This window comes from Variovorax sp. AC103, assembly GCF_979254005.1.
Genome location: NZ_CEEDFC010000053.1, coordinates 1 through 5,173, shown reverse-complemented (window position 1 = coordinate 5,173; position 5,173 = coordinate 1). Strand labels below are relative to the sequence as shown.

Sequence of the window (5,173 nt, the reverse complement as noted above, 5' to 3'; positions counted from 1 at the left end):
CACCCACCCCGACCCCCTCCGAATGACCAACCTTCCCGCCAGCACCGCAGCCGACCGCAACAAGCAGCCCATCCTCGACGTGTTGATGCAGACGCTGGGCGCGCGCGGCACCGCGCTGGAAATTGCCTCGGGCACCGGCCAGCACGCCGCCTGGTTCGCGGCTGCAATGAGCGGGTGGACCTGGCAGCCGACCGATGCGGACGCGCGCATGCTGCCCGCGCTTGCAAGCCGCGTTGCGCAGGCCGCGCTGCCCAACCTGCTGGCACCGCTGCTGCTGGACGTGATGTCCCCGCAATGGCCGTCGCCGGACGATGCGTTCGCCGAACGCTTCGACGCCGTCTACTGCGCCAACATGCTGCACATCTCGCCGCCGGCCACGTGCGCCGCCCTGATGGATGGGGCCGCGCGGCACCTGCTGCCCGGCGGCTTGCTGATCACTTACGGACCGTACTTCGAAGACGGCACGCCGGCGCCGAGCAACGTGGCGTTCGACGAGAGCCTTCGCGCACGCAACCCCGCATGGGGCATCCGCCGGCTGGAGGACGTGAAGGCCCAGGCGCGCCGCTCAGGGCTCGTGTTGCGCGAGCGGCATGCGATGCCCGCGAACAACCTGCTGCTGGTCTTCGGTTCCTAGCGGGGCACTGCCAGGCACGCCCTGCGCGGTGCCACTGGCCCACGACGCCACGAGGCCCTGCGTGCGCGCGCGCACTTCGGGCGTGGCCAGGCACGTGGCGACGGCCTCGTACCCGGGCGATCCCGCACAGGGCGCGACGCGCATCGGCCGGCTGTGATTGGCGGGGCACAGCAGGATCGACTCGTCCGCGCCCACGGCCGCCAGGTCCAGCATCACGCAGGAGCGCGTGAGCAGGAACAGAGGCCGGGCCTCGGGCCTGCGCCGGCGCAGGTGGGCGGCCAATGCCTGCTGGGTCGCGTGGTCGAGCCCCTGCTCCACCATGTCGACCACCAGCACGGCCGGGGCCTCGGCCTCCAGCGCGGCCAGCAAGACGGTGAGCGCGTCGCACACCGTGGCGCCATCCTCGACGAGCCAGGCCATCGCCCGATCGACACGCGACCGCAACGCCGGATCGGCGTCGATCCGCGACGCGGCAATGCCGTTCTCCAACCGCTCCAGCCCCAGGAACGCGGCGTCGGGCAGGGTCTCGGCCAGGCGCAAGGCCAGCCGCGTCTTGCCGCTGCCCAGCGGGCCGACGATGTAGTTCAGCGAGCGAATGTCGCGCCACTCGAACCGTTCGCCGCCCCACGGCCAGGGCAGCGCGAACTCGACGCCGGGCGCCGGCGCCGGCGGCAGCAGGCGCGCCAGCTCGCCGACCGTCGGCGTCCGGCCGGCGGCGAGGTCCGTGCGCAGGCTGCGGACCTTGTCGAGCGTGACCTCGAGCTGCCGCGCACGGCCTTCGAGCAGCGCCTGGTGCGCCGCCAGCGCGGGCTCCAGGCCCGCGGCGTCGCCGTGCAGCACGCGCGCCACCTGGGCCAGGCTGAGGCCGAGCGCGCGCAGGGCCACGATGTCGGCGCCACGGGCCATTTCCCCGGGGCCGTAGGAGCGCCATCCGGCCGCGTTGCGCGCCGGGGCGACCAGGCCGCGCTGTTCGTAGAGGCGCAAGGCCTTGGCGGAGACGCCGAGCCTTCTGGCGGCTTCGGCGGGGTTCAGGAATCGGGCGGAAGGGGGCACGGGCATCACCTCGGGGTTGGACGGGAGACGGCCTTTATCGAGGTGGCCGCAGGGGCCGGGTCAAGAGGACAGGGGTCAGTCGCACGGCTGAAACCGCACGCACTCGGTGGCCGGCTGGAGCGCCGTGACCGTGTTCTCCGCGTTCACGCGCGCCGAGGTGAACTTGACCCACGCGCCCTCGGAAATGCCGGCCAGCAGCGAGGTGTCGAGCACCCGGAAGGTCTGCACGGTGAACGGGAGCTTGGCTCTGGGCAGCAGCTTCAGCCGCACGTAGGTCTTGCCACCCGGCTCTTCATGAACGGACCTGACGCGCGCCCGCGTGAAGACCTGCCCGGCCTGGGCCGCGGGCGCTGCGCCGCCGGGTTGTCCGGGTTGTCCGGGTTGGCCGGATGGGTCAGGCTGTGCAGAAGCACCCGCGGTGAAGACAAGGCCGATGCCGGCGAGAACAAGGCTGTGCAGCGCAAGCGACATGGGGCGGGCTCCTCGAGGCAGGGGTGTTGAAGTCGAGCCCCTGCATTCTGGCGCAGCGCACGCCGCACCTCACGCCACCTTCGGCTCCGGAAGAATCGCGGTCAGCGCAAAGTCGATGAGGTAGAGCCACGTGGCCTCCAGGCCCATGATGCTGTGATGGTCCGAGCCGGGCACCGTCTGCACCTGGATCGGCGTCGGCCAGGCGTTGATGAGCTTGGCGGAGCGCTCGGGCAGCACCACATCGTCGTGCTCGGCCAGCAGCACCTGCGTCTTCGCCGCGACCTCGCGGCTGTGCTCGAGCGAGTTGAACTGGTGGCGCAGCAGCAGCGACAGCGGCACCAGCGGAAAGCGCTTCTTCGCCACCTCGAGCATCGAGTCGTACGGCGTGACCAGTTGCAGGCTCTCGAACGGCTGGCGCGCCACGAGCTGGATGGCCACGCCCGTGCCCAGGCTGCGGCCGACCACGTGCAGCCGGGCCTGCGGGAACGCGCGGCGCAGATGGTTGGCGAACTGGCCCGCGTCCTCGACCGAGGCGATCTCCGACGGACGCCCCTGCGAGTCGGCCACGCCGCGGTAGTTGAGCGCGGCGAAGCCGAAGCCTTCCGGCAGCCAGTGCAGCATCTGCGCCGTGGCGCGAACGTCTTCGCCCCGGCCGGCGAAGTAGATGAACAGGTCCTGCAGCGCGTCTTCACCCTGCGGGTGATAGACGTAGCCACGCACCATGCCGCCGGGCACCGTGTGGGAGTAGGTGGAGAAGTCCTCGGACAAGTGGACGACGGGCAGCTTGCGGGCGTTGAACAGGATGTCGCCCTGGCGCGTGGCGAGCAGGGTCCAGTACGCCGCGAGGCTGCCGATGGCAGCGGCCGACGCCGACAGTGCGATGCGAAAGACTTTGTTGGATGACAAGCAGCGGGCTCCCCGGGAATGACTGGCAGGTTGGGGGCCTAGTTTCGCCGGGTTGCAGCAACCCCGCGGCGGGGCGGTGGAAAGCCGGCTGCGCCTGCCGTGTTCAGCGGTTCGCGCAACCGAAGTTCGCCGCCTCGTTCATGCCCGCCGCATCCCGCGCCGATGCACAGCCGGCGAGCACGGCGACAGCCAATGCCCCCAGCGTGGCGGCAGCGCGGCCGCTGAATGCGCGAGTTGCCAGGAGCCGCTCCCCTACCGGCCCAGGTGCCTGTCGAAGAAGCGCGCGATGTCGCCGAAGGCTTCGCGGGTTTCGGGTGCGTCGGGGTTGATGCCGTACTGCGCGTGCGACTGGCCTTCGTACACGTTCAGCTCCGCCTCCACCCCCGCGCGGCGCAGCTTGCGGTGCGTGCGCACGGTGTTCGACAGGAACAGGTCGCGCGTGCCGCTGGTCAGGATGGCCGGCGGAAAGCCCTTGAAGTCGCCGTAGATGGGCGACAGCTGCGGGTCCTTCAGGTCGCGCCCGCCCGCATAGAGCAGCGCGGCGCGGCCCAGCCAGCCGTCCCAGGTGACGAGCACGTTGTCGACCCATTCGTTGGTCTGGTAGGTGTCGCCGATCTTCGCGATGTCCGACCACGGCGTGCCCGGCGCGATGGCCGCGGGCAGCGGCACGTTCTCGGCCTTGGCGCGTAGCACCAGCGCCAGCGTCATCGCGCCGCCGGTGGACGTGCCGAACACGCCCATGCCGCGTGCGCGGTTGGTCTTGAGCAGTTCCTTCCACACGGCCATGGCGTCGTCCATGGCCGCGGGGTACGGGTAGTCGGGCGGCATGCGGTAGTCGACCGAGACCACCTTGTAGCCGCCGATGCTCGCCAGCAGCATCGCCTCGGGCAGCGCGGCCTCGCCGGGGCCGAACACGTAGCCGCCGCCGTGCACGTGCATCAGCAGCCGCCGCTCGTTGCCCGGCGCGAATTTGGCCGGCGTGACGACGAACACGTTCACCCCTGCGATCTTCGTGGCCAGCACGCTCACGCCGAGCTTCTGCTTGAGCGCGGGAATCGCGGCGATCACGGGCGCGGCGCGGCTGTCGACCAGCGCCTTCCACTCGGCCGCGTTCTTCGGGTTCGCGTTGAAATGCGCCGGGTACGGCCCGGCGATCAGCGCCTGCATCTGCGGGCTGACTTCGTTGGTGGGTGCGGGGCTGAGCTGCGCGGGAGAGCGGCGCGCGCCGGGCTGCGCGTTGGCGGTGCCTTGGGCGGTGGCCTTCTCTGCATAGGTCTGCGGGACTTGCGAGCAGGCGCAGAGCACGACGGCCGCGAACAGCGCCGCGAGGTGAGGGATCCGGGGGTGCATGGGTTGTTCCTGTCTGGGTGGGTGCGTTGGCATGCTCTCACCGCGACGGCGCGCGGGGCCTCCGTTCAAACCCCACCTGTGCCGATGAACAGCAGGCGAAGTGCCACAGCGCGCGCGGCTCAGTGCGCGGCGCCCGGAATGGTCTTTTCGCAGTACGCGAGGAACTGGTTGATCTCTTCCGACTTGTCGAACACCGCGTCGGCGCCCAGCCGCAGGCAGGTGGCCCGGTTGCCGGGCGACGCCGCGTTGGTCAGGGCCACCACCACGCCCTTGCCGATGCCCTTTGCACCACCCTTTCCACCGCCCTTTTCACCGCCCTTGCCGGTCCCCTCCCCGGCGACCCTGCTGGCTTGTATCTGCGCCACGGCGGCGAGCACCCCCAGCCCGGAGCCTTGCGCCAGCGTGAGGTCGACCACCAGCAGGTGCCAGCGGCCATCGTTGGCGCGAAGCCATGCCAGCGCCTCGGCCTCGGAGGGCGCCCAGCCCATCACCTGGGCACGCAGGTAGGCCTCGATGACGACCTTCAGGCTGTCCTGGACCAACGGGTCGTCCTCGACGATGTAGACGGCAAGCTTCATGGCTAGCACGGTCGGGCTTTTGCGCGCACGAAACTGTAGGCAGAAGGCGCTTTCATTTGTTGGCCGGACGGCCTTCGCGGCGGCGCACCCGCGCCACAATGTCGGCTCCCCCAGTCCCCCACAGAGACCCTGTCTCTTATACACATCTGACGCTGCCGACGAAGCGCCACACGTGTAGATC

6 protein-coding genes are annotated in these 5,173 nt (G+C 70.5%); 1 reads left to right on the top strand and 5 read right to left on the bottom strand.

The window, feature by feature from the left end; translation table 11 throughout:
- Positions 1-22 precede the first annotated feature (22 nt).
- Positions 23-634: a DUF938 domain-containing protein gene (locus AC0IYU_RS34755; protein WP_472126933.1), complete on the top strand. Its 612-nt coding sequence runs from the start codon at positions 23-25 to the stop codon at positions 632-634.
- Here the strand turns inward: AC0IYU_RS34755 and AC0IYU_RS34750 are convergent.
- From AC0IYU_RS34750 to AC0IYU_RS34730, 5 genes are all read right to left on the bottom strand, one after another.
- Positions 566-1,687 carry a MerR family transcriptional regulator gene (locus tag AC0IYU_RS34750; RefSeq protein ID WP_472126930.1) on the bottom strand — a complete coding sequence of 374 codons (1,122 nt, stop codon included), beginning with the start codon at positions 1,685-1,687 and terminating at the stop codon, positions 566-568. The genes AC0IYU_RS34755 and AC0IYU_RS34750 overlap by 69 nt on opposite strands.
- Before the next feature lie 75 nt (positions 1,688-1,762).
- Positions 1,763-2,158: a hypothetical protein gene (locus tag AC0IYU_RS34745; RefSeq protein ID WP_472126927.1), complete on the bottom strand. Its 396-nt coding sequence runs from the start codon at positions 2,156-2,158 to the stop codon at positions 1,763-1,765.
- A gap of 69 nt (positions 2,159-2,227) precedes the next feature.
- Entirely contained in the window at positions 2,228-3,064 is an 837-nt protein-coding gene (locus tag AC0IYU_RS34740) for an alpha/beta hydrolase (protein WP_435485920.1), read from the bottom strand.
- A gap of 252 nt (positions 3,065-3,316) precedes the next feature.
- Positions 3,317-4,414 carry an alpha/beta hydrolase gene (locus AC0IYU_RS34735; RefSeq protein ID WP_472126924.1) on the bottom strand — a complete coding sequence of 366 codons (1,098 nt, stop codon included), beginning with the start codon at positions 4,412-4,414 and terminating at the stop codon, positions 3,317-3,319.
- A 119-nt stretch (positions 4,415-4,533) separates the two neighbouring features.
- Positions 4,534-4,992 (bottom strand): hypothetical protein, encoded by a 459-nt coding sequence (locus AC0IYU_RS34730; protein WP_472126921.1) that lies wholly within the window; start codon positions 4,990-4,992, stop codon positions 4,534-4,536.
- Between the last annotated feature and the right edge of the window lie 181 nt (positions 4,993-5,173).